This is a genomic window from Rhizobium sp. SU303 (genome assembly GCF_021052345.1).
Lineage (GTDB): Bacteria > Pseudomonadota > Alphaproteobacteria > Rhizobiales > Rhizobiaceae > Rhizobium > Rhizobium laguerreae.
This window is the reverse complement of the sequence record NZ_CP088095.1, coordinates 1,142,040-1,166,341: the sequence shown is the minus strand read 5'-3', so window position 1 is coordinate 1,166,341 and position 24,302 is coordinate 1,142,040. Positions and strand designations below refer to the sequence as shown.

Genomic DNA, 24,302 nt, shown 5'->3' with positions numbered 1-24,302 from the left:
TCCTTGCCCTCTATGTAAGGGAGAGACCCCGTCTTGTGAAGACGGCCGGTCTCGTCAGTTCAGCAGGCCTGCATGGCGCATCGCGGTGTCGATCGCCGATTCCGTTGCCGGCTCCAGCGTCGAAAGCAGCGGCGAACGAACGTTGCGGCTCATCCGGCCAAGTTTGGAGAGCCCGTATTTGGCACCGCAAAGACCCGGCTCAAGGAAGATAGCCTTGTGCAGCGGCATCAGCCGATCCTGATATTCCAGGGCGCGGGCATAGTCGCCTGCCAGCGTTGCCGCCTGGAAGTCGGCGCAAAGGCGCGGGGCGACATTGGCCGTTACCGAAATACAGCCGACACCGCCATGGGCGTTGAAGCCGAGCGCCGTCGCATCCTCGCCGGATAGCTGCCTGAAATCCGCGCCGCAGCTGATGCGCTGTTCGGAGACGCGCTCGATCTTGCCCGTCGCATCCTTGACGCCGACGATATTCCTATGCGCCTTGGCGAGCGCACCCATCGTTTCCGGTGTCATGTCGACCACCGAGCGGCCCGGGATGTTATAGATATAGATCGGCAGATCGACGGCCTCGGCGATTGCCGAAAAATGGGCGATCAAACCCTTCTGCGTCGGCTTGTTGTAATAGGGGGTGACGACCAGAACGGCGTTTGCACCGACCTTTTCCGCATGCTGGGCAAGCTCGATCGCCTCACGCGTATTGTTCGAGCCGGCGCCGGCCATGACGGGAACGCGTTTTGCGGCAACTTCGATGCAGAGTTCCACGACCCGTTTGTGCTCGGCATGCGACAGCGTTGGAGATTCGCCGGTCGTGCCGACCGGAACGAGACCACCGCTGCCCTCTTTGATCTGCCAGTCGACATGAGCGGCGAAGCTGTCTTCGTCGATCAATCCGGCATCCGTGAAGGGGGTGACGAGGGCGGGAATGGACCCATTGAACATGCAAAGCTCCTCACGACCAAATCCTTGCTTCGGCCGCATTCCATGAATATGAGTTGCGCACCATAGAGCGCCGAAATCATCGCGACAAGCGCGCAGAGTTCGGTTTAGGGCAAATTCCGATAGCAGATGTGAATGAATTTTACCTGGTACGGTAAGGTTTCGTTAAGATGCCTCTAGCCAAATGGCAGGGCGTGTTTTCGTTGCGAGATCCCGGATGAAGAAAGCTGTCCTGATTCTGTCCGCCTTCGGCTTCATTGCCGCCGCGTGGAACAGTGTTGCGTCGCCGCTTCCCGGTGAGAGCACTCCCATGCCTGCCGTCAAGCCACTCGGCTTCATTCCCGGGACAGCCATACCGGAATCGATCACAACAGGCGCCATTCCGCGCAATCCGGCCATCGCGCCCGTCAACGGCGACCTGAAAGCCGGCCTCGACGCGCTTTCCGACCAGGACCCGCAGCTGGCACTTTCGATCCGCAACGGCATGCGCGACGGGACGCTCGACCGCCATATCCTCACCTGGGCGATCGCCGTTTCCGGATTGAAGGGTGTTCCTTCTTTTGAAATCGCCAGCGCCGCGCAAGAGCTCAAGAGCTGGCCGGGTCTTTCGCGGCTGCGCGCCTATTCCGAACGCGCGATCTATGACGAAAATCCCGCCCCTTCCGCCGTGCTCGCCGCCTTCGGCGATACCGCGCCCGAGACGATGTGGGGCGCCGTCATCCTCGGCCGGGCGCTGATTGCGTCAGGCAAGCAGGCGCAGGCGGCAAAATATATCCGCAAGGTCTGGCGCGGAGAGGCTCTCGACAAGGCGACCGAGGACAAGATCCTCATCGAGTTTTCCGCGCTGTTGACGCCTGCCGACCATAAGGCGCGAATGGACTATCTGATGTATCGCGGCCGAGTGGCGCAGGCCAAGCGCTTCGGAGACATGGGCCAGGCGCAGTCGCTTTACACTGCCTGGGCTGCCGTCGACGCCAAAGCCGGCAATGCCAGCGCGCTGCTCAACGCCGTCGATGCGAAATGGCGCGGCGATGCCGGCCTGCTGTTTGCGCGGATCGAATATCTGCGCAAGCAAGACAAATATGCCGAAGCGGCTGTGCTTCTGGAGCAGATGCCACCCGAGCGTAGCGAACTCGTCAATTCCGGCGAATGGTGGAACGAGCAGCGCATCATCAGCCGTGGCCTGGTCGACCAGGGACGGTTCAAGCCTGCCTATCGCATCGTCGCAAACTACGCCGCAACGAGCCCGACGGATATCGTCGAGGCTGAATTCCATGCCGGATGGTACGCGCTTCGTGGCCTCCAGGACCCGGCAACGGCGGAAAGACATTTCCGCAAGATTCTCCAGACATCAAACGGACCGATCTCGGTTTCACGCGCCTGGTATTGGCTGGGACGAGCAGCGGAGGCCGGAGGCCCCGGCAAATCCAGCGATTTCTATGCGAAGGCCGCGAATTTTCCCGGCACCTTCTATGGACAACTCGCGGCAGAAAGACTGGGGCGAAAGACGCTTAATGTCACCTATCCCGCACCGAGCACGGCCGACCGGCAGCGCTTCCAGGCACGCGAAGCCGTGCAGGCGATCGCCCGGCTGGAGGCCGCCGGCCATGGATGGCGGGCCGCCATTCTCTATCTCGCGCTCGCCGATCAACTGCAAAGCCCCGGTGAATTGGCTGTCCTTGCGGCACGGGCCGAGCAATCCGGCGATCATCATCTCTCGCTGCAGATCGGCAAGATCGCCTATGGACGCGGCATCGATGTCGCAGCGCTTGCCTTTCCGGTCGGCGTGATCCCGGCGAGCGCCAATATAACAGGCTCCGGCAAGGCGCTCGCCTATGCCATCGCCCGGCAGGAAAGCGCCTTCAACCCGGCCGCCGTTTCGGCGGCAAACGCGCGCGGCCTGCTGCAGCTTCTGCCGGGAACAGCCCAGGCGGTGGCCAAGCGCCACAACATCGCCTTTTCCAAGGACAAGCTGACGGCCGATGCCGGCTATAACGCGACACTCGGCGCGCATTATCTCGGCGAGCAGATCGACGCCTTCGGCGGCTCCTATGTCCTCACCTTCATTGCCTATAATGCCGGGCCGAAGCGGGTGCCGGAATGGATCGGCCGCTACGGCGATCCGCGCGGCAGGCCGATCGACGAGATCGTCGACTGGATCGAGCGCATCCCCTTCCCCGAAACGCGCAACTACGTGCAGCGCGTGATGGAGAATTACGAAGTTTATAAAGCCCGTCTCGGCCAACCCACCGATATCGAGCGCGACCTGATCGGCGGACGCAGCGCCTCCTGAAGCCATTTGGCGCGGCTTGAAAAGCAAGCTACATCTTCGGGATCAAACAGGTCTCGAGGGATGCGATGCCGGATATGGATGCAGGCGATTTCCAGGAACGATTTTTCACTTCTTCTGATGGGTTGAGGCTTTATGCCCGCGACTACCAACCCGACCAGGCGGCAACCGCCGGACGGCTACCGGTGATCTGCCTGCCCGGCCTGACCCGCAATACCCGGGATTTTCATCCCCTTGCGCTGCTTCTTTCCCGGGACACAGCAGCGCCGCGCAGGTTGATTGCGCTCGATTCGCGCGGACGGGGAAACTCGGCATGGGACGACAACAAGGCGAACTACAATCTCGCCATCGAGGCCGGCGACGTCATTACCGCCTGCACAGCGCTTGGCATCGAGCGGGCGATCTTCATCGGCACGTCGCGGGGCGGGTTGATCCTGCATCTGATCGCGACGACACGGCCGGATCTTCTCGAAGCCGTCATCCTCAACGACATCGGGCCTGTGCTCGAGGCTGAGGGGCTGGCGCGGATCCGCGATTACCTCAACGGCGGCAGGAAACCGGCGGACTGGAACGAGGCGGCCGATATATTGAAGGAAAATCATGGTGCGTCGTTTGCCGCGCTGGCAGAGGAAGACTGGCGCGAGATGGCGCTTGCCCTTTATCGCGATATCGATGGACGGCCGGTCGCCGACTTCGACCCGGCGATCGCAGAGGCACTGAAATCGATCGATTTCAGCCAGCCGCTGCCTGATCTCTGGGAGCAATTTGAAAGCCTGAGCCGGTTGCCGCTCATGCTGATCCGCGGTGAAAATACGTCGCTGCTTTCACAGGAAACCGCCGGCGAAATGGCACGGCGGCATTCACGGCTGATCCTTCATGCTGCCGAAGGACAAGGACACGCCCCGCTCCTGCATCTCGGCAATATCCCCACGACAATTCGAGCTTTTCTCGCCACCTGCCGATAACCTCACGAAATTGGTCAGCTGGCACAATGGGCCATTCGTCCAAATACAAAAAGCCCGGCTCGAGAGCCGGGCTTTCCTGTTTGACCGAAGTCAGATCAGATTAGAACGAACGCTGCAGGCGGAAGTAGCCAGCCGTCTGGTCGTCATCATCTTCCGGATCGAGGTACTGAACCGAAGCCTTGGCGTAGAAGTTGTCAACGATCTGGTAATCGACCGTCAGACCGACCTTCCAGGCTTCGCCGTCGCTGAAGTCGTCGCCGGCAACGTAGTAGTTGCTGTAGTACTGGACACCAGGAGTGATCTTGAGCTTGTCGGTTGCCTTGATAGCGTATTCGGCAGCGACAACCCATTCGGCCTTGGTGTAGTAGGAGCTCGGGCCGGTAGCGTATACGGCAGCGAGGCCGAGCGTACCAGGACCGATGTCAACCGTACCCATTGCGCGGATAGCACCGTCTTCGTTATCGACGTCGTAGCCGGCAGTGATCTGGTAGCTGAACGCACCAGCCTTGCCGCCGAGACCGACTGCAACGCCAACGTTGTTGGGTTCTTCGTCCGTCTTGTAGAAGCCGTCTTCGAGTTCGTCGACGCTGATGCCAGCGTAGAAGGCGTCGGTTTCGTACTGATAACGGATGGAGTTATGCAGCGTGACCGGCGAGCCGATGTCGTCGGTTTCGCCAGAGAGACCATCGTCCCACCAGCTGTAGAACAGACCAGCGCGGAAGCCGGCGATGTCGAGGTAAGCGGAGTCGAGGATGGCTTCCTGTTCAGAGGAATTGTCAGCATTGAACTGCATGACGATGACGCCGGTCAGCGGACCATATTCGGTGTCGCTCTTGGCCGTAAACTGAACCTGGCCGCGAGTTCTTGCATCCCAATCGGAGTCGTTAGAAGCCGACTGATTGAGCGGCTGGTCGCCGATATCAACCTGGAAACGGATGTAACCTTCGATCTTGAGGCAGGTTTCAGTGCCCGGGATGTAGAAGTAGCCGGTGCCGTAAGCGTCGCAGACGCGAACATATTCAACCGGTTCCGGCTCGGCAGCAACGATAGCGTCAGCAGCCTGAGCACCGGAAACTACTGCGAGAGCAGCAGCGGAGCCGAGAAGAAGGCTCTTGATGTTCATAAATGACCTCCAATTCAAAGTTTCGATCGGGTTTGGGATCTTTCGCTGAGCAGCGTTCCCTGCCCCATCCCCGTGTTTCAAGAAGTGGACGATCAGTCGCCCTTGCTTCCGAGATTGAAAATACAAGACGGAAGCCGTCACGCAATCACCAACTTACTCGGATAGGGGATTTGAGGGAGCCTTCCCAACATTCTGTTGCTGAAAGGACACAAGTTGGGCAACCGGCCTCGATTTCCTTTATGTTTTGTTAAGAAAACCCTGATTTTGCGGAGGCTTAGGTCAGGCCAGCAACGAATTGGGCATGCGCTTGCCGACGCATTCGTGACACTTTTTTGACGAAATGCGCCTCTTGCGGGGGATTCATGATTACCGGAAGCGTAACCGGACGTGCACCGATCCGCTTTCGCCCCTTGCTGGCGGCTTGAGCGCGGGAGGTGATTCCCGCAGGCGATTCTCTCGCTTGAGGCAGAGAGATTGTTTCGTCGCCTGGCCTAGCCGACTAAGCGAACATGATTCCCTGCCAGAAACTAATGATCGACGCGTGCTCAGGAAATCGGGGATGGCGGAGAAGATGGGATTCGAACCCACGATACGCTTTTGACGTATACTCCCTTAGCAGGGGAGCGCCTTCGACCACTCGGCCACCTCTCCGGTGCGGCCTAACTATGGTGACCGGTCTGTGAATGCAAGGGTTTTTTGAGTTTTCACCAGAAGAAATGCAGCGAATTGCAATTCAACCGGTTGCGCAAACAAACCGCATTTCCTGGCGAAATCCGCGGAATTTGATCGCGCTTCATTCTCTTCGGTGAAGAAGCCGATCTCAACCGAGCAGGCTCTTGAGGTCGGCAGAAGGGTCGGCGAGAATCGATTTATCGGGATTGGTCCCGGATTCCAGCAGTTTTTTGCCGGTCACATAGGCCTTCGCATCGTTGATCGCATCGACGGCAATCAGCCGGCCTTCCCTGAAGTACCAGACCGAATGGGCGCCTTCGCGGGCGCCGGGGCGCAACAGCGTCTCGTCATAACCAAGATTGAAGCCGGCGATCTGCAGCTTGACGTCATACTGGTCGGACCAGAACCAGGGCTTCGGATCATAGGGCTCGCTGCCGCCGGCGATGACGGCGGCCGCCGCTTCGGCCTGATCGACGGCGTTCTGCACCGATTCGAGCCTGATGCGTCCACCCTGCCAGGGAAGTGCGGCGCAATCGCCAGCCGCAAAGATTGCCGGATCGGAGGTGCGGGCGAATTCGTCGACGACAATGCCGTTGGCAACTTCGAGGCCGGCTTCCTTGGCAAGCTGATCGTTCGGGGCGACGCCGATGCCGACGACGGCGAAATCGATGTCGATGACCGATCCGTCGGAAAGTGCGGCGCCGGTGACGCGGCCATCCTTACCGATCAGATGCTTGAGCCCTGTCTTCTCGCGGATCACCACGTCATGGGCCTCGTGGATCACGCGCATGATGTCGGCGGTCTCCTTCGCCGCGACGCGCTGCAGGATGCGGTCGGCCATCTCGATGACGGTGACTTCCAGGCCGCGATGGCGGGCAACGGCCGCCGCCTCGAGACCGATATAACCGCCACCGATGATGAGGACGCTGCGACCGGGGCGCATCTCGTCAGCGAGCAGATCGGCATCGCGCTTGTCGCGGGCGACATAGACGCCTTCGAGATCGCCGCCGATTGCGGCCGGCAGCCGGCGCGGCGTCGAGCCGGTGGCGAGCGCCAGCGTGCCGTAATCAAGAACGGAGCCATCCTGCAGCAGAACCTGCTTGCTGTCCGGCTTGATCTGCTCGGCCCAGGTCGAAAGGCGAAGGTCGACGTCATTGTCCGCATACCAGTGCTCGGCGCGGAACAGCAGGCGGTCGAAAGCCATTTCGCCGAGCAGGTATTTCTTTGAAAGCGGCGGGCGCTGATAGGGAGCGACATCTTCCGCGCCGATGAGGGTGATCGGGCGCGCATCCTTCAACGCACGCAGCTTGGCCGCCAATGCGAAACCGGCCTGTCCCGCGCCGATGATCACCAGTCTATCCGTCACGATCTCACTCCTGAAGCTGCGCCCGACAACCACGCCAAGGCCTATTCCCTACCCCACGCCCCGTCAACGGAAAGCGGCCTCTTACATTCAGCCGATCTCGATCCAGCGGCGCTCGTGGAAGGACTGTGCCATGGCATGCACCGACTTCTCTATCCTGAGACCGTCTTCGAATGTCACGATCGACGACGGCTCGCCTGATATTGCCCGGATCAGCTCACGGCATTCGATGATCTTCAGATCGTTGAAGCCGAGGCCGTGGCCTGGTGCCGGGATAAACCGATCATAAGGCTGATGCGCGGGGGCCGCCAGTATCTTGCGGAAGCCCTGCTCGGAGCCACGGCCGTCGGCCTGATAGAGCTCGAATTCGTTCATCCGCTCCTGGTCGTAGACGATCGAGCCTTTCGAGCCAAAAATCTGCAGCGCAATGCGGCCCTTGCGACCCCAGGCGGCGCGATTCGCCATCAGCACGGCGGAGATGCCGCCGCCAAGCCGCATCAGCACGTTGGCGCCATCGTGGTTTTCGACGGCACGGCGACCGCCCTCGCTTAGCGGGCGGTCGGCATAGGGTTTGACCATATCCGTTATGACAGCCTCGACATGGCCGAAGAGATACCAGAGCAGCGACAGCGGGTGCACGGCGAAATCGTCGAGCGCGCCGTAGCCGGCGGAAAGCTCGCTCTTCCAATAAAAGAAGACATCCGGATCGGCCATGAAATCCTCGTCCATCTCGACGCGGATGTGGTTGACCGTGCCGATGGCGCCCTCGCCAATCAGCGTCCTGATATGCCGCATGACAGGATTCTGGATGTAATTATAACCAAGGACGGCAACCCTGCCGGATCGCTTCGCCGTCTCCAGCATGCGCTCGGCATCGGCATAGGCCGGCGCCATCGGTTTTTCGCACCAGACATGTTTGCCGGCTGCAAGGGCTGCAATCGCCATCTCGGCGTGGAACTGATTGGGCGTGGTGACGGAGACGACGTCGACCTCGGGGTCGGCAATCAGCGCCCGCCAGTCGGCCGTTGCCTTCTCGAAACCGAATTCACCGGCACGAGCCTCAGCAAGCCCGGCATTGGCTTCGGCCAGATGCACGAGACGCGGACGCTCGACATCGCCGAACACCGTCTTCACCGCATTCCACGCCAATGCATGGCACTTGCCCATATAACCGGTGCCGATCAAACCGATGCCGAGTGGCTTCATTTCCGTCTCCTCCAGAACTGTGCGCGGATTTTTGGAATATTTGGATCATTTTGACAAGGGACCCAGCCACAGGGCACTTTTGCGCCCATCCCGACCAGACTGTCCAAAAGCCTTCAATTACAGGGGATTAAAAACAATTAGCCGTGTCGTTTGAAATCGTTTATGTTCGATAATATGGAATATTTGTTTCATCTCGTGAGCCGTAAGCATGGATAACGATTCCCAGAGGCACGCGCGCGTGCCGCGCGATTTCGAAAGCCTGCGCAGCACCATCATCGAGCGCAAGGCGAGCATGCCGAAGCGGCTGGCGCAGGTCGCCGCCTTCGCGCTCGGCAATCCCGACGAAATCGCCTTCGGCACGACGGCGAGCATCGCGGCCGCCTCCGATGTCCAGCCGTCGACGCTGGTGCGCCTGGCGCATCATCTGGGTTACGGCGGCTTTTCCGACCTGCAGAGCATCTTTCGCGAAAGATTGCGGGACCGGACGCTAAGCTACGAAGAGCGCCTCGTCACGCTCGAGCAATCGAGCGGCGACGATGAGGACGCCAATCTGCTCTCCGGCTTCATTGCCGCGGCTAACCAGTCGGTCAACCGGCTGGCGGCGACGGTGCAGAGCGATACTTTTACGAAAGCCGTGAATATCCTTGCCAGCGCCGAGACGATCTATCTGATCGCCAAACGGCGCTCCTACCCTTTGACGGCGCACATGACCTACGCTTTTTCCAAGCTCAATATCCGCCACCAGATCGTCGCCTCGCCAAACGGCGTCGATCCTGAAATGGTGCAGTTCGCAACACCGAAAGACGCAGCGATCGCGGCAAGCTTCTCGCCCTATGCCGCCGACAGCCTTAATCAGAGCCAGGAGCTTGCCGACCGCGGCGTCCCCGTTATCGCGATCACCGATTCGGCCTTCTCGCCGCTTGCCGCCTGCGCCACGCACTGGTTCGAAGTGGCGGAAGCCGATTTCGCCGGCTTCCGCTCGCTTTCGGCCTCGATGGCGCTCACCATGGCACTACCGGTTGCAATCGCCGAACGGCGGCGCAAGAGTCAGCAGTCAAAACCTGCAAAAGGCAAAATGGAATAAACATTCCGAATTGACAAAATATCGGAACCGATGTTTCATTATTGAAAATTCGCGGGCGCTGGAAGCCGCGCAAAATCTAGCGGGAGGACATCATGGTACAATCGAATCCGGGTTCACAGCCGGAGCCGGCGCTTGATGTGATCACCATCGGCCGTTCCTCGGTCGACCTTTACGGCCAGCAGATCGGTTCGCGGCTTGAGGATATCGGCTCCTTCGCCAAGTCCGTCGGCGGCTGCCCGGCCAATATTGCCATCGGCACGGCACGGCTCGGCCTCAAATCCGGCCTCATCACCCGCGTCGGCGACGAGCAGATGGGACGCTTCATCCGCGAGCAGTCGGCGCGCGAAGGTGTCGCGACAGATGGCATCGTCACCGACAAGGAGCGACTGACGGCGCTGGTGCTGCTGGCAGTCGAAGCCGAGGGCGTGTCGCCGATGATCTTCTATCGGTCGGACTGCGCCGACATGGCGCTCGATGAAGGTGATATCGACGAAGATTTCATCAGATCGTCGCGCGCCGTTCTTGTTTCCGGCACGCATTTCTCGCGGCCGAATACCGAGGCCGCGCAGCGCAAAGCCATCCGCATCGCCAAGGCGAACGGCCGCAAGGTGATCTTCGACATCGATTACCGGCCGAACCTCTGGGGCCTTGCCGGCCATGCGGAAGGCTTCGAACGCTACGTGAAATCCGACCGGGTCTCCTCGAAGATGAAGGAGACGCTGCCGGATTGCGACCTCATCGTCGGCACCGAAGAGGAAATCCTGATCGCTTCCGGCGCCGACGACGTGCTCGGCGCGCTGAAGGAGATCCGTCGGCTGTCGCCGGCGACGATCGTGCTCAAGCGCGGCGCCATGGGCTGCATCGTCTATGACGGGCCGATCGCCGACGATCTCGAAGCCGGCATCATCGGCCAGGGTTTCCCGATCGAGGTCTTCAACGTGCTGGGTGCCGGCGATGCCTTCATGTCCGGCTTCCTGCGCGGCTTCCTGCGCGACGAGCCGCTGAAGACCTGCGCCACCTGGGCCAATGCATGCGGCGCCTTCGCCGTCTCCCGCCTGCTCTGCTCGCCGGAATATCCGACCTGGGCGGAACTCGACTTCTTCCTGACGACCGGTAGCAAGCACCGAGCGCTACGCAAGGACGAGGCGCTCAACCATATCCACTGGGCATCGACCCGGCGCGGCGAAATCCCGCTTTTGATGGCGCTGGCGATCGACCACCGTTCGCAGCTCGTCAGCGTCGCCGATGAGCTCGGCGTCGGCCATGAGAAGATTGTCGCCTTCAAGCGGCTGGCAGTGGCGGCAGCGGCGCGTGTTTCGAACGGCCGCGACGGCTACGGCATGCTGATCGACGAACGCTTCGGCCGCGACGCTTTCTTCGATGCGGCGACGAAGAATTTCTCCTGGATCGGACGGCCGGTGGAATTGCCGGGCTCGAAGCCGCTGCGCTTCGAATTCAGCCAGGATATCGGCTCGCAGCTCGTCGAATGGCCGCTCGGTCATTGCATCAAGTGCCTGTGCTTCTATCATCCTGATGATCCGGCTGAATTGAAGACGGAGCAGCAGGAGAAGCTGCGGACGCTGTTCGAGGCCGCCCGCAAGGTCGGCCGCGAGCTGCTGGTGGAGATCATCGCCGGCAAGAACGGGCCGCTCACCGACGGCACGATCGCAACCGCGCTGGAGGAGCTCTATGCGCTCGGCATCAAACCGGACTGGTGGAAGCTGGAGCCGCAGGCATCCCGTGAAGCCTGGAAAAAGATCGATGCGGTGATCGCCAAAAATGATCCATGGTGCCGCGGTATCGTGCTGCTGGGGCTCGAGGCGCCCGCCGACGAGCTGATCTCCTGCTTCGAGGCGACGCTGGCTGCCCCCTCCGTAAAGGGCTTCGCCGTCGGCCGGACGATCTTTGCCGATCCGGCGCGCGCCTGGCTTTCGGGCGAAATGAACGACGAGGAAGCGATCGCCGATATGGCCGGCCGCTTCCGGCAACTGACAGAGGCGTGGCTGAAAACGCGCGACCTCCACTGAGAATTAAGACCCCTCCCCAACCCCTCCCCACAAGGGGGCGGGGCTAACCTGCCGGGCTCTCTGCATTCTCACCGCAGCGTCTTGTCCAAAAGGACGCTCGCTCATGGTGTGAGGCGGTGCCCCAAGTTAAGTCCCTCCCCCTTGAGGGGTTGGGGAGGGGAAAACGCGAAAAGAAAGATTGCGGGAGGACCCGATGGGCAAGACGATACGGTTGACGATGGCGCAGGCCGTCGCGCATTTCCTGAAAGTACAGATGACGATCGTCGACGGCGAGAAAGTGCCGATCTTCGGCGGCGTCTGGGCGATCTTCGGTCACGGCAATGTCGCCGGCATCGGCGAGGCGCTCTATCAGGTGCGCGATGAATTAACGACCTATCGCGCCCACAACGAACAGGGCATGGCGCATGCGGCGATCGCCTATGCCAAGGCGAATTTCCGCACGCGCTTCATGGCCTGCACCAGCTCGATCGGCCCCGGGGCGCTGAACATGGTGACGGCTGCCGGCGTGGCGCATGTCAATCGTATTCCCGTTCTCTTCCTGCCGGGCGACGTGTTTGCCAACCGCGCGCCGGATCCGGTGCTGCAGCAGATCGAGGATTTCGGCGACGGCACGGTTTCGGCCAATGATGCCTTCCGTCCGGTTTCGCGCTATTTCGACCGCATCACCCGGCCCGAGCAGATCATCACGGCGCTGAAGCGCGCCATGCAGGTCCTGACCGATCCGCTCGATTGCGGCCCGGTGACATTGTCACTCTGCCAGGACGTTCAGGCGGAGGCCTATGATTACCCGGAAAGCCTGTTCGAGGAAAAAGTCTGGGCGACCCGCCGGCCGCAGCCGGATGCGGATGAGCTCGCAAATGCCATCGCGCTGATCAAGGCATCGCAGAAGCCGGTGATCATTGCCGGCGGCGGCGTGCTTTATTCGCAGGCGACGAAGGAGCTTGCCGCCTTTGCCGAGGCCCACGACATTCCGGTCGTCGTCAGCCAGGCCGGCAAATCGTCGATCAACGAGAGCCATCCGCTGGCGCTTGGTTCGGTCGGCGTCACCGGCACCTCGGCGGCGAATGCGATCGCCGAAGAGACGGACCTCGTCATCGCCGTCGGCACGCGCTGCCAGGATTTCACCACCGGCTCCTGGGCGCTGTTCAAGAACGACAGCCTGAAGATGATCGGCCTCAATATCGCCGCCTATGACGCGGTGAAGCACGACAGCCATCCGCTGGTGACCGATGCGCGCGAAGGGTTGAAGGCGCTTTCGGCGGGGCTTTCAGGCTGGAAGGCGCCGGCTGCACTCGCCGAGAAGGCGGCTGCGGAGAAGAAGGTCTGGATGGAGGCCGCGGCCAAGGCAATGGCGACGACCAATGCCGCCCTACCCTCCGATGCGCAGGTGATCGGCGCAGTGGTGCGCTCGATCGGCGGCGAGAACACGACGCTGCTCTGCGCTGCGGGCGGCCTTCCCGGCGAATTGCACAAGCTGTGGCCGGCCACCACGCCCGGCAGCTATCACATGGAATACGGCTTTTCCTGCATGGGCTACGAGATCGCCGGCGGCCTCGGTGTCAAGATGGCGCGTCCGGAACGCGATGTCGTCGTCATGGTCGGCGACGGTTCCTACATGATGATGAATTCCGAGATTGCGACCTCTGTCATGCTCGGTCTCAAGGTCAATATCGTCCTACTCGACAATCGCGGCTATGGCTGCATCAACCGGCTGCAGATGGAAACCGGCGGCGCCAACTTCAACAATCTGCTGAAGGACTCCTATCACGAGGTGATGCCGGAGATCGATTTCCGCGCCCACGCGGAAAGCATGGGCGCCATAGCCGTCAAGGTCGCCTCGATCGCGGAACTCGAGCAGGCAATCGCCGATTCCAGGAAGAACGACCGCACGTCGGTCTTCGTCATCGACACCGATCCGCTGATCACCACGGAAGCCGGCGGCCACTGGTGGGATGTCGCGGTGCCTGAGGTCAGCTCGCGCGGTGAGGTCAACAAGGCGCATGAGGCCTATGTCAAAGCACGCGCTGCCCAGCGCGTCGGCTGATCGATTGCTGTCATTTTTCTGGAGGAGCGGCACCGCTCCTCCGCAATGCTTTTAAGGAGAATGTTGATGAAGGCCAAACTCGGCATGTCGCCCATCGCTTGGTGGAACGACGACCTTCCTGAACTCAGTGACGATGTGTCCCTCGAGGAATGCCTGCGGCAGTCCCGAAGTGCTGGCTTTACAGGCATGGAGCAAGGCCGCCGTTTCCCCAGCAATCCCGAGGAGATGCTGCCCATCCTGCGCGCCGCCGACGTGACGCTGTGCGGTGGCTGGTTCTCCGGCACGCTGGTCAATGAGGAGCTTGCCGCCAACAAGGACCGCATCGCGCCGATGATCGCGCTGTTCAAGGCGGTCAATGCACCTTGCATCGTTTATGGCGAAGTCGGTCGCTCCATCCAGGGCGACCGCTCCAAGCCGCTCGCGACCAAGCCGCGCCTTTCCGATGACGAGATGAAGGCCTATGCGCGCCGCGTCACGGAATTCGGGGAATGGTGCGCCGAGCAGGGCATGCCGCTTTCCTATCACCATCACATGGCCGCCGTGGTCGAAACCGAGCCGGAACTCGACGCCTTCATGCGCCATTCGGGCGAAGGCATCCCGCTGCTGCTCGATGCCGGCCATCTCGCCTTTGCCGGCGGCGACGTGTTGCGCGCTATCGGGAATCACCACGCCCGTATCAACCATGTTCACGTCAAGGACATCCGCAAGCCTGTGGTGGATGGGCTGGATCGCAGCCGGCAGTCCTTCCTCGATGCGGTGGCACTTGGCGCCTTCACGGTGCCTGGCGACGGCTCGCTCGATTTCGGCGCCATCGTCCAGAGGCTGGCCGATCATGGCTATGAAGGCTGGTTCGTCGTCGAGGCCGAACAGGATCCGCGCAAGGCCCCGCCGCAGAAAATGGCCGAGATCGGCCACGCCGAGTTGATGCGCGTCATGACGGCTGCGGGCTATACCGTGGAAACGGAAGGCTTCCCCAAGGGATAGCGGGAACAAAAGACCCCTCCCCACAAGGGGTGGGACTTAAGGCACCGCCCACACCAGACAACGGCCACCTTGCAAAAAGGAACACCGTAATATGGGCGAGACAGCACGGCAGGTTAACCCTCCCTTGTGGGGAGGGAAACTTTCCAACTTACGAGGAAAAACACCAATGCCCAACCTCAAGGTGAAACCGTCCGGCACGCATGGCCGCGTCACGCATGTCACCCCGGAAAACGCCGGCTGGACCTATGTCGGCTTCGATCTGCATCGGATGAAGCCGGGCGAAACCGTCTCGGGAGAGACGGGCGATCGCGAAGTCTGCCTCGTCTGGGTGACCGGTAAAGGCAAGGCATCGGCCGGCACCAAGGATTTCGGCACGCTCGGCGGCCGCATGAATCCGTTCGAAGGCGCGCCGCATGCGCTCTATATCCCGATGGAATCGACATGGTCGGTGACGGCGGAGACCGATCTGGAGCTCGCGGTCTGCTCCGCACCCGGCGGCGGCACCTATCAGGCAAAGGCCATCCCGCCCGGCACGCATCCGCAGGTGACGCGCGGCAAGGGCACGAATGTGCGCTATGTCAACAATATCATGCCGGAAGACGACAGCTCGGCGCATTCGCTGCTGGTCGTCGAGGTAATCACGCCAGGTGGACACACCTCTTCCTATCCGCCGCACAAGCACGACCAGGACGACCTGCCGAACGAGAGCTTCCTGGAAGAGACCTATTATCATCGCCTCAACCCGCCGCAGGGCTTCGCTTTCCAGCGCGTCTACACCGACGATCGCTCGCTCGACGAGGCAATGGCGCTCGAGGACGGCGATGTGACGCTGGTGCCGAAGGGCTATCACCCCTGCGCCGCCTGCCATGGCTACGACCTCTATTACCTCAACGTCATGGCCGGACCGCAGCGGATCTGGAAATTCCACAATGCTACCGAGCACGAGTGGCTGCTGAAAGCATAAGCGTCGCCTCCGATCGCTAAATAATCTGACAGCGCGAAAACGCTGCTGGTGGTTCACTGCCTCCATCCAAACACGGATGGAGGATCACCATGCACAGCCCGAACTTCACGATACCGGCCCGAAATATTCGCTCTTCGCGTCTTACGCGACCCGGCCTGTTCCTTGCCGCAATCATGGCGGCGCGCTGGCTGGCGCGCAAAATAAACGAACGACGCAACCTGAATGCGTTAATGGAGCTTTCCGACGAACAGCTGAAGGATATCGGCCTTTCCAGGGGGCAGACGGAAAGCGATGTTCATGTCTACAGCCGTTACTGAAGTGCTGTTATAAGTACTGTCGGTTCTGGCCTGTCTGATACGGAATATGCAATGTCGCAGTTCTCAACGGCACCGCTTCTGAAAACGAAGATGGTCACTATTCGTGACATCGCCTGCAATGGCGAGTGCCGTCATAAGAGCGACGAGGAATGCGCCCACAGGACGAGCCTCGTCTATCCCTATCGCGGCGTCTTCATGCGACATGTCGGCCGCAATGATACGGTGGCCGAAGCCAATCAGGTCTTGTTCTTCAATGTCGGTCAGGGATATCGGATCAGCCACCCTATCGAGGGTGGCGACGCCTGCATCGATCTGGCGATCGACGAATCCATGCTTGAAGAGCTTACGCCGAAGGAGCAGGCACAGCCCGGCCCGCCCTTTTCCTTCCGCCGCCAGCGCCGACGGATCGATCCGCGCGCGCAGGCCCTGGTTGCGCTCCTACGTCATGGTCTCAGCCGCAACGTCGCCGAAACGCTGGAAGCGGAAATATTGGCGCTGACGCTGGTGCGCCGTTCGCTCGGCGAGCGCACATCGCATGCGGCGGGTGCCAGTGCCGGCCGGCAGAAACTCGTCGACCGGGCAAAGCTGGTGCTTTCTTCCGATCTCGCGCGGCGCTGGACGCTTTCGGAAATCGCCACCGAAGTGGGCGTCTCGCCCGTTTATCTCACCCAGGTCTTCCAACAGGTCGAGGCGACGCCACTCTATCGCTATCAGCTGCGGCTGCGGCTTGCCCGCGCGCTCGATCTGCTCGGCCAGTATGAGGATCTGACCGCGCTCGGTCTCGATCTCGGCTTTTCCAGCCACAGCCATTTCAGCGCGTCTTTCAAGCAGGCCTTTGGGCAGACTCCGGCCGAATTCCAGCGTTCGGCGCAGCTGCGGCGCAGGTGAAAACTCCTATTGATTGCTAAAGATTTCGACAGCGGTGATGCGGTCTTCGATGATCTTATGAACCTGTCCCGATCCGGGGACGACCAATCGGAGCATCATCAGATGAAGAAGACCACATGTGCTGCCTGCGACTGCGAACTCGGCGCGGAGACCATCACTGTCAAGCTCGGCGGCAAGACTGTCGAGGTCTGCTGCCAGGAATGCGCCGAGGCGCTGAATGAGGCGGAAGCCGCGACATCGGCCGCTTCGCATGGCAAGGAATAGACGACATCAGGCAAAGCCGCGCTCCCGGCGCGGCTTTGCCGTCTCAGATCGGTAGAAGCCCGTAGCGCCAGCCGCGGCGTTTGGCGTTCTGCGACAGCACCAGGAAGGCAAAGATGAACATACCTGCCTCGGCAAAGACCGGCACCATCCAGATCCCCTGCTCGCCGAAGACGAAGGGAAGCAGGAAGGTGAGCGGCAGGGTGAGCAGATAGGGCCGCGACAGGCCGAAGATCGCCGCGCGCGGGGCATCGCCGATCGACTGGAAATAGGACGACAGGATCAGCATCTGCCCGAAGAGAAAATAGGCACCGATCGTCCAGGGCAGAATTCGCCTGACCTCGGCGATGATCGCGGGATCGGCGACGAAAACGGCGCCGAGGCGGCCGGCCAGCAATTCGACGGTGATCTCCACCAGGGTGCAATAGACGAGCGCTGCGAGCATGGCGATCTGCAGGCTGCGGCCGACGCGGAGCCCGAGGCCGGCACCGTGATTGTTGCCGACGATCGTCTGCAGGGCGATGCTGAGGCCAAGCAGCGGCAGATAGGTGAAAGTCATGATCCGGGTGATGATGCCATAGGCAGCCACGGTCGCGGCATAGTCTGCCACGCTCCAGAGCGCGACGTTGATCAGAATGGCGGCCGAGGCCAGCGATATGCCGATGAAACCGAGGCTCATCGGCGCGCCGAAGGCGACGATGCCGCGCCATTCGGCAAGAGCCAACCCGGGGGAAGGTCTGAGCGCCGCCGGCCGGCGCCAGCGATAGGCGAGCACGGCTGCGAGACAGACGAATTGCGCTGCGATGGAGCCGGCTGCCGAACCGAGCACGCCCCAATGCATCACCGCCATGAACAGCCAGTTGGCGAGGATGTTGAGCAGCGAGGCCGACAGCGTCACCAGCGTCATGAAACCGATCTTGCCTTCGCAGCGCAATCCGTCGAGATGCAGCGACAGGAAGAAGCCGACCGGCGCACAGGCGATCATCGCGCCCATGAACAGCATAGCGCCATCGGCCACGGCAGCATTGCCGGCGGCACCGGCATCGATGATCTGCCGGCCGACAGTCCAATAGACCAGGTTGAGAATGAGGGTAACGGCGAACGCCAGCGCATGCGCGCCGGCAAACACCCGGCGTGCGCCTTGACGATCGCCGGCGCCGAGCCGGCGGGCGAGGATGCTCGCCATGCCGTTCGAGACCAGCGATTGCAGGGCGACGAGCAGCATCAGCCCCGGGAAAATCAGGCTGACGGCAGAGAGCGCGTCCGGGCCGACATAGGCACCGAGGAAATAGGCGTCGACGACGGTGAACAGGCCGTTGACGGTGGTGATCGCGACGATCGGTGCCGCCGTTTTGATGAAGACGCCCGGCAGCCAGCCGGTAAGAAAGGCATTACCTTCAGAAAAATCGGTCATGGAGAAATCCGTGCAATAGCGGGCGAGGCTGGATCCGGCTTAAGAATCCTGCGTATCCGGACGGCCTCAAAAGAATGAGAGCAAATTAGAGATCGAGCACCAGATGCGGCACGCCGTTCGAGGTCTTCCGCGGCGACACGCCGTCGGCATCGATCTGCGCGTTCACACGCTGGCGAAAGGCGGAAAAGCTCTCGAAGGTGACGACATCCACCGGCTCGTCGAAATGGATGGTGATCCTGTGGAGGTCGCCGCCCGGCAGGGCCGAAAGCGCCAGAACTTCGCCAGTGAACGGCTGATTGAGATAACGGCCGCGAATATGCGCGCCGACGAAGAGCGGGGTCTTCGGGCTAGCATTGGGCTTTGCCGCAAGGGCCGCAAGCGTATTCCAATCGCGCACGCCGTGCTGGCGGGCAATCATTTCCAGGGCCGCACTGTGGGTCAGCGGGGTGCCGCGATCGTTCATCGCCTGGCGCAGGCGCTTGGCCTGGGCCTTCAATTCTTCAATGGCAGGATAGGTCGTCGTCATGGCGTGAGCCTTCGAAAGGCATGCTCTTCGACTGCGGATGGGAGCTCGCATTGCCGTCAGTCAGCATGCACAAAGGGCCGTGACCATGATCGCGAGGACTTCACCATGGATTTTCATCCGCGAGCGGCCGGCGCCTCGAACCGGCCCTTGTATGCGCGAACGCCGCCGACATGTCAAGAATGGCGCATCTGCCTCAGGAATGCGCAGCTTTGGGGCAAATCTGCACGAAATCGGTGCGATTTTCCCGCAGGCTTCACAGAAGCATTCAATCTTACCGATGTTCTTCAGCAAGTGTCAGCATTCTTCCGCTAATATCCTGTCGTATAACAAGCGGAGGCTAAAAGGGCCTTTCAGATGCACCTCGACACAGAACACCCCAAGCCGGAACGTGCTTACAGGGAATTCAATCTCGACAGGCCCGGCAACATCATCTTCGTCGGCCATCACCTCAGCACCGGAACGCAGGTGCGCTGCCTGATCCGCACCATCACGCTTGCCGGCGCATTGCTCGAAGTCAGCCCGAACCTGGAAATACCGAGCCATTTCTTTCTGGAAATCCTCGGCATCCATGACGAGATCGGTGCGACCGTGGTCAAGCGCGAAGGCGAATTGGTGACGATCAGCTTCAACATGCTGATCAATCCGGAATTCCTGCACCACGTGTTGCGACTGAACTTCGAAACCTGAGGCTTTTTCCGATCCGTGAATCATCGCTGCGCGTCGCCCTTGTTTCGCCGCTCCGTCTTGCGGCGAGACGTGCGATGATCGGAACGGCCCAGAGAAATCCGCGCCATTCCGGACGATCAAGCGGGTCGGCAAGCGGATCGGTCAAGGGACCGCGGCGGATCCGCCGATTGCGGATTTCGATTTCCCTAAAGAGAACAACCCAGTTGAGATCCATAGCTTCATCCTCCATCTATTTCCTGGAGCACTTGAGCTAAGCCTTCGCGCCCTTCCGATGTAGAGGCGCCGGAGAAAGGGGGTTTTCATCCATGAAAGATGCGAGCTGGGACGACCTGCAACTTTTCTTCCATGTTGCGACAGGCGGCGGGCTTTCGGCGGCGGCGGCCCGCACTGGACTCAGCGCGCCGACGATCGGCCGGCGCATGCTGGCACTCGAACGGGTGACGGGCCGATCGCTGTTCAGCCGCGGCCCTACCGGCTATCTGCTTGCCAAGGACGGGCAGGAGCTGCTCGATCGCGTCCGGCTGATGCAGGATGCGGCGCGTGCGATCTCCGACTGGCGCGGCGAGGTGCTGACGCTGCCGATCGTCTCGACGGCCGCCGACAGCTGGACCTCGCGCTTCGTCGCCGACCATCTGGCAAGCGTCTGGACGCCGAAGGACAGCTTCCGCATGTGCTACAAGACCTGCGACACGAGCGTCGATTTCACCTATCGCGAGGCGCATATCGCCATTCGCCACAGCCGGCCGGAGAGCGGCAACGTCGCGATCCGCCGGTCAGTCAAGGTGGCGCATGCGGCTTATCAGGCGGCCGGCTATGACGAGAAAAACTGCAACTGGATCTCGCTCGGCACCGATACCGCCATCACGCCGGCGGACAAATGGACGTTCGAACAGCCGGACTCATGGATCACCAGCTGGACGAACACGCCGCATATGCTCTTTTACCTGATACGCGGCGGTGCCGGCCGCGGCGTCCTTCCCTGTTTCATCGGCGATCAGGAGCGCAGGCTCGTCCGCGCCGGACCCGTCATCGACGAACTGACCTACGACATGTGGATCGTTGCGCATGACGACGAGCGGCAACGGCCGGAAGTCAGGATCGTCATCGACCGCCTGGCGGCGCTCTTTGCCGATCATGAAGAGGTGTTTGCCGGACAGAAACCGTCCGCTTGACGCGGCGGCAAGAGAAAACGCGGGCCATTCGACCCGCGTTCACGAATAGGTAGGTTTTTGCCGGCTCAGGCGGCGAGATGCCGCTCGATCTCGTCGACCGGCATATTGGTATAGTCTTTCGCCACTTCCGCGGTGATCACCGCCTGCGTATCGGCGCGGAGTGCCGGCCGCAGCGCGCCAAGCGCCTTCGGCGGTGCGACGAGGACGATGCGACGGGCCTTCTTTTCCTGCACCAACGCGTCGAGCTTTTCCGCCACCTGTTTCAAAAATTCGGTTTCGGCCTGATCCTGCCAACTGGTCTCCTCGACAGCGCTGCCGCTCAGTCCGTCTGCAGCATGGGTTCGGCCAGGCTTATCGGCGCCAATCTCGCGGTCCGGCGCGCTCGGCTGCGTCAGGGTTTCCAGCACCTTCAGGTTCACCAGTTGGGCATCACCGGCATTCTGCATGATCAGAGCCTTGGCTCCATCGCAGACCACGACCCATGATTCCCAAGGGATTTTTACATCAGTCATCTTCAACTCCTCGCTGTCGTCATTCGAAGCGCGCCGTGCTTCATCGATCAAGGCACAACGCTCGGCCATTGAAAGAGTTCGGGGAAATTGCGCCGAAATCGAACGGGCGGCGATCCGGCTGGCCCTTGCTGCGTAGAAAGGCCAAGTTCGGGAGATTGACGATGAAGACATCACTGCTCGCCTATGCCGGCACCTTTCTCACCCTTCTCATCTGCGACGGGATATGGCTCGGCCTCATCGCCCGCAACTTCTACCGCGACCAGCTGGGAGCGCTGATGCTGCCCTCGCCCAACCTTGCGGTCGGCGCACTGTTCTACCTGTTCTTCGCCGCCGCGGTGGTTGTGCTTGCCGTGCTGCCGGCGCTATCGACAGGCTCGATCGCCACCGCGTTTCTCCACGGTGCCATTCTGGGACTGGCGGCCTATGGCACCTATGACATCACCAATCTTGCCACGCTTCGCAACTGGCCGCTCGCCATGAGCCTGGTCGACATGGCCTGGGGCACGGCTCTGACGGCGCTGACTGCCGCCGGCGGATATCTCGCCGTCAGATTTTTCGGCTGAAACGGGAGCCTGGAGACGAAAGCCTGCGTCCCAATAATGAACATCGGGCGTCCCGCTTGGGAACAAAGTTTAAACTCGTTAAAATTGTAATTTTATATTTGACGAATGTGCAAAACATTCATGTGACCTTGGTTGGAGCAAGACCCCAGCTTGAATGAGATCAAGACCAGCTTGCTCGCGATCAAGACCCCAAATGTGCCCTGTCTGACGGAGAATGTGAATGACTATGCTCCGCGCTACACACCTTGCCACGGTCAAGTCCGCTGTCTACGACCTGCGCTGGGAAGAGTTCAGCGTCAAACGGCCAGCCCGCATCGTCGCCGTCCGGCCGTGCCTCACAGGCGTCTCGATGCGAAGTGCCGAGATCATCGATATCTCCCAGGGCGGCGCCACCTTCATCGTCTCGACCACGGCCGGCCTGCCGAAGCATTATTATCTCAACATTCTTGGCCTCGCCTATCGGATCGGCTGCGCCGAGGTCTATCGCCATAAGGAACGCATCGGGGTGCGGTTCATCAACATCATGGACCCCGAGGTTCTGCGCCGCGTCGTCCGTACCGATTTCCTCGTCGGCAACATGGAAGCAATTGCCGCCCGGCGTGCGCCGATCTTCCGCGCCTGAACATGCCGAGTCGTTGCGGAAATAATCTTGCTTGCGTTGGCCGTGCCCGGGCCTATTGTTTCGCCAATTGTCATTATGTCCGGGAAATTGCCGTCGCATGTCCGCCTTTTCGCGCTTCACACCTCTTGCCAGCGCCCTGCCCTCCACAGTTCCCTTCGTCGGCCCCGAGGCGATCGAGCGCCAGCGTGGACTTGCCGTTTCAGCGCGCATCGGCGCCAATGAGAATGGCTTCGGCCCCGCCGCTTCCGTGTTTGCAGCGATGCGCGAGGAAGCCGGCAATATCTGGAAATACAATGATCCGGAGAATTTCGCGCTTCGGGAAGCGCTTGCCGCCCATCTCGGTATCTCGTCCGCCAATATCGCCATCGGCAGCGGCATCGACGAATTGCTCGGCCAGATCGTCCGGCTGGTGATCGAACCGGGCGCGCCCGTCGTCACCTCGCTCGGCGCCTATCCGACCTTCAATTTCCATGTCGCCGGTTTCGGCGGTCGGCTGGTGACCGTTCCCTACGCAAACGACCGCGAGGATCTCGGCGGCCTGCTCGATGCCGTCAAGCGCGAGAATGCGCCGCTCGTCTATTTCGCCAATCCTGACAATCCGATGGGAAGCTGGTGGGATGCCGACAGCATCATCGCTTTCGCCCGTGCGCTGCCCGAGACGACGCTGATGGTGCTCGACGAGGCCTATAGCGAAACGGGACCGGCAGGTTCGCTGCCGTCGATCTCCTCGCTCATCGAGTTGCCGAACGTCGTTCGCACCCGCACCTTCTCCAAGGCCTACGGACTTGCCGGCTCACGCACCGGCTATGTGATCTCGACGGCAGGCACGGCACAGGCCTTCGACAAGATCCGCAATCATTTCGGCATGAACCGGCTGGCAACGGCCGCAGCGCTCGCGGCGCTGAAGGACCAAGCCTATCTCGTCGAGGTGGTCGGGAAAATCCATGCGGCGCGGGAGCGGATCGCCGGCATCGCCCGAGCGAACGGTCTTGAGCCACTGCCCTCGGCGACAAATTTCGTGGCGGTCGACACTGGGCGCGACGGCGCTTATGCGAGGGCGATCGTCGACGGGCTGATGGAACACGGCGTTTTCATCCGCATGCCTGGCGTGGCGCCCCTCAACCGCTGCATCCGCATCAGCGTCGGGCCGGAGGCGGATATGGCGCTGCTCGAAGAGACGCTGCCGCAGGTGCTGAAACAGATCAGCCGATAAAGCGAAGAACCGCGGCCGGTGGAGGATCCGGTCGCGGTTCCGTTCTCCCGGCGTCGGCCCCATCCAAGCGGCCCGCCAGCTCCCTCTTTTTGAGGTTTGCTGCTCTTGTCGATTCCTTAGTGAACCGTCATCCACTCGCGGGCGGCGCGCAGCGCCGCTGCGAGCTGCATCTTGTCCATGGCGGCGGCCACGTCGGCACGAAGCTCGGCGGCGCGATCGTTGCCCTTGATTGCAGCGATGTTCAGCCATTTGTGGGCTGAGACGAGATCGACTTCGCAGCCGCGGCCGGTCGCATACATCAGACCCATTTCGCAGAAGACATCGGCGCAGTTGTTGTCGCCACCCATGGTGGCCGTTTCAGCATTGTGCATTTCAAAGCGTGCCATCGGTTTTATCCCTGTTAGCCTGTTTATGACTGACCCTGTTTTACCTCTAGGCCTTGCCGTCTTTTGCGGCTTGCGGCCCTTTC

Annotated in this window: 24 protein-coding genes and 1 tRNA gene; 15 read left to right on the top strand and 10 right to left on the bottom strand. The window is 61.2% G+C overall.

The window, feature by feature from the left end:
* Nucleotides 1-54: 54 nt before the first annotated feature.
* Nucleotides 55-939, bottom strand: coding sequence for a 4-hydroxy-tetrahydrodipicolinate synthase (dapA, locus tag RlegSU303_RS05875; protein WP_222402547.1), 885 nt, complete (start codon nucleotides 937-939; stop codon nucleotides 55-57).
* Nucleotides 940-1,153: 214 nt separating this feature from the next.
* Between dapA and RlegSU303_RS05870 the strand changes: the two genes are divergently transcribed.
* Both RlegSU303_RS05870 and RlegSU303_RS05865 read left to right on the top strand, forming a co-directional pair.
* The gene (locus tag RlegSU303_RS05870; RefSeq protein WP_231283578.1) at nucleotides 1,154-3,229 is read left to right on the top strand and encodes a lytic transglycosylase domain-containing protein; all 2,076 of its coding nucleotides are present in this window, start codon (nucleotides 1,154-1,156) and stop codon (nucleotides 3,227-3,229) included.
* A gap of 65 nt (nucleotides 3,230-3,294) precedes the next feature.
* Complete coding sequence (locus tag RlegSU303_RS05865; protein ID WP_094086336.1) at nucleotides 3,295-4,191, top strand: alpha/beta fold hydrolase; 897 nt, start codon at nucleotides 3,295-3,297, stop codon at nucleotides 4,189-4,191.
* A gap of 100 nt (nucleotides 4,192-4,291) precedes the next feature.
* Here the strand turns inward: RlegSU303_RS05865 and RlegSU303_RS05860 are convergent, their stop codons facing one another.
* From RlegSU303_RS05860 to RlegSU303_RS05845, 4 genes are all read right to left on the bottom strand, one after another.
* Nucleotides 4,292-5,314: a porin gene (locus RlegSU303_RS05860; protein ID WP_025393919.1), complete on the bottom strand. Its 1,023-nt coding sequence runs from the start codon at nucleotides 5,312-5,314 to the stop codon at nucleotides 4,292-4,294.
* A gap of 560 nt (nucleotides 5,315-5,874) precedes the next feature.
* Nucleotides 5,875-5,965: transfer RNA gene (locus tag RlegSU303_RS05855), tRNA-Ser, on the bottom strand.
* Nucleotides 5,966-6,134: 169 nt separating this feature from the next.
* On the bottom strand, nucleotides 6,135-7,352 hold the full coding sequence (locus RlegSU303_RS05850) for an NAD(P)/FAD-dependent oxidoreductase (protein WP_026158609.1): 1,218 nt from the start codon (nucleotides 7,350-7,352) through the stop codon (nucleotides 6,135-6,137).
* Between the two features lie 87 nt (nucleotides 7,353-7,439).
* The gene (locus RlegSU303_RS05845; RefSeq protein ID WP_017959751.1) at nucleotides 7,440-8,555 is read right to left on the bottom strand and encodes a Gfo/Idh/MocA family protein; all 1,116 of its coding nucleotides are present in this window, start codon (nucleotides 8,553-8,555) and stop codon (nucleotides 7,440-7,442) included.
* A gap of 208 nt (nucleotides 8,556-8,763) precedes the next feature.
* Between RlegSU303_RS05845 and RlegSU303_RS05840 the strand changes: the two genes are divergently transcribed.
* From RlegSU303_RS05840 to RlegSU303_RS05805, 8 genes are all read left to right on the top strand, one after another.
* Nucleotides 8,764-9,639 (top strand): MurR/RpiR family transcriptional regulator, encoded by an 876-nt coding sequence (locus tag RlegSU303_RS05840; RefSeq protein WP_017959750.1) that lies wholly within the window; start codon nucleotides 8,764-8,766, stop codon nucleotides 9,637-9,639.
* A gap of 92 nt (nucleotides 9,640-9,731) precedes the next feature.
* Nucleotides 9,732-11,666 (top strand): bifunctional 5-dehydro-2-deoxygluconokinase/5-dehydro-2-deoxyphosphogluconate aldolase, encoded by a 1,935-nt coding sequence (locus RlegSU303_RS05835; protein ID WP_017959749.1) that lies wholly within the window; start codon nucleotides 9,732-9,734, stop codon nucleotides 11,664-11,666.
* 193 nt (nucleotides 11,667-11,859) lie between these two features.
* On the top strand, nucleotides 11,860-13,710 hold the full coding sequence (iolD, locus tag RlegSU303_RS05830; protein WP_026158608.1) for a 3D-(3,5/4)-trihydroxycyclohexane-1,2-dione acylhydrolase (decyclizing): 1,851 nt from the start codon (nucleotides 11,860-11,862) through the stop codon (nucleotides 13,708-13,710).
* A gap of 66 nt (nucleotides 13,711-13,776) precedes the next feature.
* The gene (gene iolE, locus RlegSU303_RS05825) at nucleotides 13,777-14,694 is read left to right on the top strand and encodes a myo-inosose-2 dehydratase (protein ID WP_026158607.1); all 918 of its coding nucleotides are present in this window, start codon (nucleotides 13,777-13,779) and stop codon (nucleotides 14,692-14,694) included.
* Between the two features lie 166 nt (nucleotides 14,695-14,860).
* On the top strand, nucleotides 14,861-15,658 hold the full coding sequence (gene iolB, locus RlegSU303_RS05820) for a 5-deoxy-glucuronate isomerase (protein WP_017959747.1): 798 nt from the start codon (nucleotides 14,861-14,863) through the stop codon (nucleotides 15,656-15,658).
* A gap of 89 nt (nucleotides 15,659-15,747) precedes the next feature.
* Nucleotides 15,748-15,975: a DUF1127 domain-containing protein gene (locus RlegSU303_RS05815; protein WP_017959746.1), complete on the top strand. Its 228-nt coding sequence runs from the start codon at nucleotides 15,748-15,750 to the stop codon at nucleotides 15,973-15,975.
* A gap of 51 nt (nucleotides 15,976-16,026) precedes the next feature.
* Nucleotides 16,027-16,863, top strand: coding sequence for a helix-turn-helix domain-containing protein (locus tag RlegSU303_RS05810; protein WP_231283577.1), 837 nt, complete (start codon nucleotides 16,027-16,029; stop codon nucleotides 16,861-16,863).
* A gap of 102 nt (nucleotides 16,864-16,965) precedes the next feature.
* Nucleotides 16,966-17,127, top strand: a complete 162-nt coding sequence (locus RlegSU303_RS05805) for a hypothetical protein (RefSeq protein ID WP_165418912.1) — start codon at nucleotides 16,966-16,968, stop codon at nucleotides 17,125-17,127.
* Between the two features lie 43 nt (nucleotides 17,128-17,170).
* On the opposite strand, the gene RlegSU303_RS05800 is transcribed toward RlegSU303_RS05805, so the two are convergent.
* A complete protein-coding gene (locus RlegSU303_RS05800) occupies nucleotides 17,171-18,538 on the bottom strand; it encodes an MATE family efflux transporter (protein ID WP_231283576.1) in 1,368 nt (455 codons plus the stop codon).
* An 85-nt stretch (nucleotides 18,539-18,623) separates the two neighbouring features.
* Nucleotides 18,624-19,064 carry a glyoxalase superfamily protein gene (locus RlegSU303_RS05795; RefSeq protein ID WP_231283575.1) on the bottom strand — a complete coding sequence of 147 codons (441 nt, stop codon included), beginning with the start codon at nucleotides 19,062-19,064 and terminating at the stop codon, nucleotides 18,624-18,626.
* A 354-nt stretch (nucleotides 19,065-19,418) separates the two neighbouring features.
* Between RlegSU303_RS05795 and RlegSU303_RS05790 the strand changes: the two genes are divergently transcribed.
* On the top strand, nucleotides 19,419-19,751 hold the full coding sequence (locus RlegSU303_RS05790; RefSeq protein ID WP_018241377.1) for a hypothetical protein: 333 nt from the start codon (nucleotides 19,419-19,421) through the stop codon (nucleotides 19,749-19,751).
* Here the strand turns inward: RlegSU303_RS05790 and RlegSU303_RS05785 are convergent.
* Nucleotides 19,702-19,965, bottom strand: a complete 264-nt coding sequence (locus RlegSU303_RS05785) for a hypothetical protein (protein WP_231283852.1) — start codon at nucleotides 19,963-19,965, stop codon at nucleotides 19,702-19,704. The two genes, RlegSU303_RS05790 and RlegSU303_RS05785, sit on opposite strands and share 50 nt — an antisense overlap.
* A gap of 91 nt (nucleotides 19,966-20,056) precedes the next feature.
* On the opposite strand from RlegSU303_RS05785, the gene RlegSU303_RS05780 reads away from it, so the two are divergent.
* Nucleotides 20,057-20,923: a LysR family transcriptional regulator gene (locus RlegSU303_RS05780; RefSeq protein WP_231283574.1), complete on the top strand. Its 867-nt coding sequence runs from the start codon at nucleotides 20,057-20,059 to the stop codon at nucleotides 20,921-20,923.
* A gap of 65 nt (nucleotides 20,924-20,988) precedes the next feature.
* Here RlegSU303_RS05780 and RlegSU303_RS05775 read toward each other — a convergent pair whose 3' ends face one another.
* Nucleotides 20,989-21,435, bottom strand: a complete 447-nt coding sequence (locus RlegSU303_RS05775) for a baeRF12 domain-containing protein (RefSeq protein ID WP_064654166.1) — start codon at nucleotides 21,433-21,435, stop codon at nucleotides 20,989-20,991.
* Nucleotides 21,436-21,596: 161 nt separating this feature from the next.
* On the opposite strand from RlegSU303_RS05775, the gene RlegSU303_RS05770 reads away from it, so the two are divergent.
* The 3 genes from RlegSU303_RS05770 (at nucleotide 21,597) to RlegSU303_RS05760 (ending at nucleotide 23,833) form a co-directional block, all read left to right on the top strand.
* Nucleotides 21,597-21,998 (top strand): DUF2177 family protein, encoded by a 402-nt coding sequence (locus RlegSU303_RS05770; protein ID WP_231283573.1) that lies wholly within the window; start codon nucleotides 21,597-21,599, stop codon nucleotides 21,996-21,998.
* Between the two features lie 220 nt (nucleotides 21,999-22,218).
* Complete coding sequence (locus tag RlegSU303_RS05765; RefSeq protein ID WP_003558031.1) at nucleotides 22,219-22,620, top strand: pilus protein PilZ; 402 nt, start codon at nucleotides 22,219-22,221, stop codon at nucleotides 22,618-22,620.
* Between the two features lie 97 nt (nucleotides 22,621-22,717).
* On the top strand, nucleotides 22,718-23,833 hold the full coding sequence (locus RlegSU303_RS05760) for a pyridoxal phosphate-dependent aminotransferase (RefSeq protein ID WP_231283572.1): 1,116 nt from the start codon (nucleotides 22,718-22,720) through the stop codon (nucleotides 23,831-23,833).
* A gap of 116 nt (nucleotides 23,834-23,949) precedes the next feature.
* Here RlegSU303_RS05760 and RlegSU303_RS05755 read toward each other — a convergent pair whose 3' ends face one another.
* Nucleotides 23,950-24,219, bottom strand: a complete 270-nt coding sequence (locus RlegSU303_RS05755) for an SEL1-like repeat protein (protein ID WP_064654007.1) — start codon at nucleotides 24,217-24,219, stop codon at nucleotides 23,950-23,952.
* Nucleotides 24,220-24,302: the final 83 nt, after the last annotated feature.